This is a genomic window from Candidatus Nitrosotalea sp. FS (genome assembly GCF_011319475.1).
Lineage (GTDB): Archaea > Thermoproteota > Nitrososphaeria > Nitrososphaerales > Nitrosopumilaceae > Nitrosotalea.
In genome coordinates, this window is the sequence record NZ_RCMC01000266.1 from 178 (window position 1) to 3,545 (window position 3,368).

Here is a 3,368-nt window from a genome sequence, read left to right on the forward strand (position 1 = left end):
GATGTTTTGTATGGAATTTATTTCATGTACCAATGGGGTGCAGACCAGACAAATGGTACCATGACATTTGATTCTGAATATTCCCCCAAGGCAAACCAAGCAGCAAAGACTGTCATCGGGGTACGGGTACTTGACAAGGATACAATCGAAGTATACCAAAACTATCGGCACTTTGATTCAGGCGAGATTGCAGATGCAGCACAGGTCTGGCCTGGAATGCCATGGGAGATGATATACTCCATGGAAAAGGCAGTAACTGATGGCAAGCTTGCATTTTCACGATCTGATGCAGTAAGCAAAAACATCAACTGGATGTCATTAATAATTCCAGATGATGCAAAGATAATAAAGGCAAATCTGGACGAGTTTGCAAATGAAAAGTCAATTCCTCCTGCACTTGCTTTTGTAAATGACTCTGGTTATTTTGATTCAAGGTATCAAGCATCTTCATCGTGGATTGCAGAGCACGGGCATGCAGTGATAAGCAATGGCCCATACTATCTTGACAGTTATTCTCCTGATGCAAGAAAGATCACAATAAAAGCATTTGATGATGACACCTATCCATTTCCTGCTGGATACTGGAAAAAGTTTGAAGAAATAAGCATGCCAAAGATTGAGAGTATAAGTGTCCCAACAAGCGTATCTATTGGTTCTGCACTTACGATTCCTGTATCTGTGACTCCAAATGCTACTGTATACTATTACTTTACAAATCCACTGGGGGGGATAATTGATGATGGTAAGATATCATCAGGGAATGGTTCAATGACAATAATGTTGTCCTCTCAAAAGATTGCTGCCCTTGNCGATGGCAAAAAGGTATCATCAGGGAACGGTTCCATGGCAATAATGTTGTCCTCTCAAAAGACTGCCAACCTTGAGCCTGGCTCAAATGATCTCCAAGTTTTTGTCGTATCCGATGAGGCATACAAGCCAGACATGTATCACTCTAGCTTTCTTGTTACAAAGGGACAAGGACAGTTTCCTGTAGAGACCGTGACTCCAAGTTCTTTGCTACTTGAAAATAACTATGGATACATTCCGGGAATTTTGGTTCTTGGAATGATCATTGCTGTTGCCATGTGGTGGTACGTATCAAAAAAGAGGAAGACAAAATAAATGGGATTTAAAANAGCCAGTTTCCTGTAGAGGCCGTGACTCCAAATTCCTTGCTACTTGAAAATAATTATGGGTACATTCCGTGGATCTTGGTTCTTGGAATAATCATTGCTGTTGCCATATGGTATGTATCAAAAAAGAGGAGTACAAAATAAATGGGATTTAAAAAATTCCTTGCCAAGCGTGCAATTACAATGTTTGGCGTATTGATGGCAACGCTACTTGTTACAATAATTCTTGTAGGCTCTAACATGGACTCAATATCAAAACAAAGTGCAGCACTTGAAATAAGGCAACAAGTGACAAACAACAAGAATCTTCTTTCAAGCTTCAAGACAACTGAGCAACTTGATTCTTACATTGAAAACCAACTAAAACAAAGGATCACAGCACTTGGGCTTGACCAGCCATGGTACTCGCCGCAAAGAATTGGCTTGTCAATGTACAAAATCTTGACACTGGACTTTGGTCATGCCAAATTTCTTACAAGCGACAGCGGCTCGTCTGATGTCAAAGATATAATACTTGAAAAACTTCCAAGGACAATTCTTCTTTTCACAACTGCAACTGCAATAGTTTCTGTTCTTGGAATATTTCTTGGGACAGTTGCCGCAAGCAAGGTAAATTCAAAGATTGACAGGATAACATCTGGACTTGCAATAATATCATCAAGCTTTCCGGTATGGTGGATTGGTGTGTTGATGATCTTTGTCTTTGCATTCTTGTATCCTATATTTCCTGCAAGGGCTACACCTGATGTATCAATATCAGACCCTGGATATCTGGGGTCGTTACTTTACCACATGGCACTTCCACTCATAACACTTGTAATCATTGGGTTTGGCTCATGGGCATATTTGGTAAGAAATTTCTTGGTTGGGGTGCTTCAGGAGGACTTTATCATGGCAAAAAGGGCTGCAGGAATTGATGAAAAACGCATACTCTACTCTCATGCGCTCAAAAATGCAGCACCCCCAATAGTTACAATTCTTGCACTCAGCCTCTCTGGCTCGCTTGGGGGCGCAATAATTACAGAAGCGGTGTTTGACTGGCCAGGAATGGGAAGGTTGTACTTTGAGGCAATAAGTGTCTTGGACCTTCCGGTGATAATTGGAGCAACATATGTGTTAACGGCATTCTTTCTTGTCAGCGTATTTGTGGCAGATGTCTTGTATGGATACTTTGATCCAAGGGTGCGAAGAGAATGAGTTTTTCATCAAAGACAATATGGAAAGAATTCTCACACAGCAAGATTGGAATTGCAGGAATTGCAATACTTGTCATTCTTTTTTCCATGTCAGTTGTTGCATTTGTGACAATTCCACTTGACAGTTTCAAGACATGGAATGATCCTGCAAGTTGGTTGCTTTATCCAAAGTCTGCCCAGCCTGCATGGGTAAACTATTTCCAGTCTGAAAAAATTCCAGAGCACTTGATACTATCGCCTGTAATATCATCACAACAACTTGATTCTGTCTATGTTCTTACAAACTCGTTTCTAGTAAATTATCAATATGATGGGTTTCCAAGTGATTTTATCTACCAGTATACTGTAAAATATTCTGGCTCTCCTTTATTGCAAATGTCTGTAACAAGGCCTGACGGTATTGTACTACAACTTGTCTCAACCTCTTTGCCTTTTGCAAAAGACACCGCAACATACAGCAGCATGATATTTTCAACGCAGGATGTGATTGCAAAAAATATCTCTGATAAAAAATCCCGATATGCATTTTCACTTGATAGAATATCATCTGAAAAAATAATATTTTCAAGACTTGATGAAAATACCATCCTAAAGGGTCCGTATGTATTTCAGGTGCGTCTGTATGATGTATCAGAAAAACCGGTTCTTTCCAAATCAAACCTGATTCTTGGAGGAAAGGTCTATGGAATCATGGGAACAGACGAGCTGAGACGGGACTTATCCGTTGGGCTTCTCTGGGGCACACCTCTTGCGCTCTTTATTGGAATAACGGTATCAATTGGGTCTGTGGTGTTTGGTCTTGTCTATGGTGTCTATGCTGGATACAAGGGTCGGGCAACAGACGAAGTGTTGATGAGGTTCAATGATATAATATATGCAATGCCTGCTCTTCCGCTCTTGATAATTCTGGCAGTGACAATAGGGAACAGCATATTTCTGATGGTAGGGTTCCTTNCAACAACTAGATTCTGTCTCTGTTATTACCAATTCGTTTCTAGTAAATTACCAGTATGATGGGTTTCCAAGTGATTTTATCTAC

At 40.4% G+C, this 3,368-nt stretch carries 2 protein-coding genes; both read left to right on the top strand.

All coding sequences use genetic code 11. The annotated features are described in order from the left end of the window. Window positions 1-1,277 precede the first annotated feature (1,277 nt). A complete protein-coding gene (locus DYY66_RS10350) occupies window positions 1,278-2,330 on the top strand; it encodes an ABC transporter permease (RefSeq protein WP_255496430.1) in 1,053 nt (350 codons plus the stop codon). After that, window positions 2,327-3,283 (top strand): ABC transporter permease (locus DYY66_RS10355; RefSeq protein ID WP_218583723.1); only part of this gene is annotated, 957 nt, incomplete at its 3' end. The genes DYY66_RS10350 and DYY66_RS10355, both read left to right, overlap by 4 nt. Window positions 3,284-3,368 lie beyond the last annotated feature (85 nt).

What these genes read in the sequence shown, in the direction of transcription:
- DYY66_RS10350 (WP_255496430.1), top strand. Translation starts at nt 1,278, where the DNA reads ATGGGATTTAAAAAATTCCTTGCCAAGCGTGCAATTACAATGTTTGGC.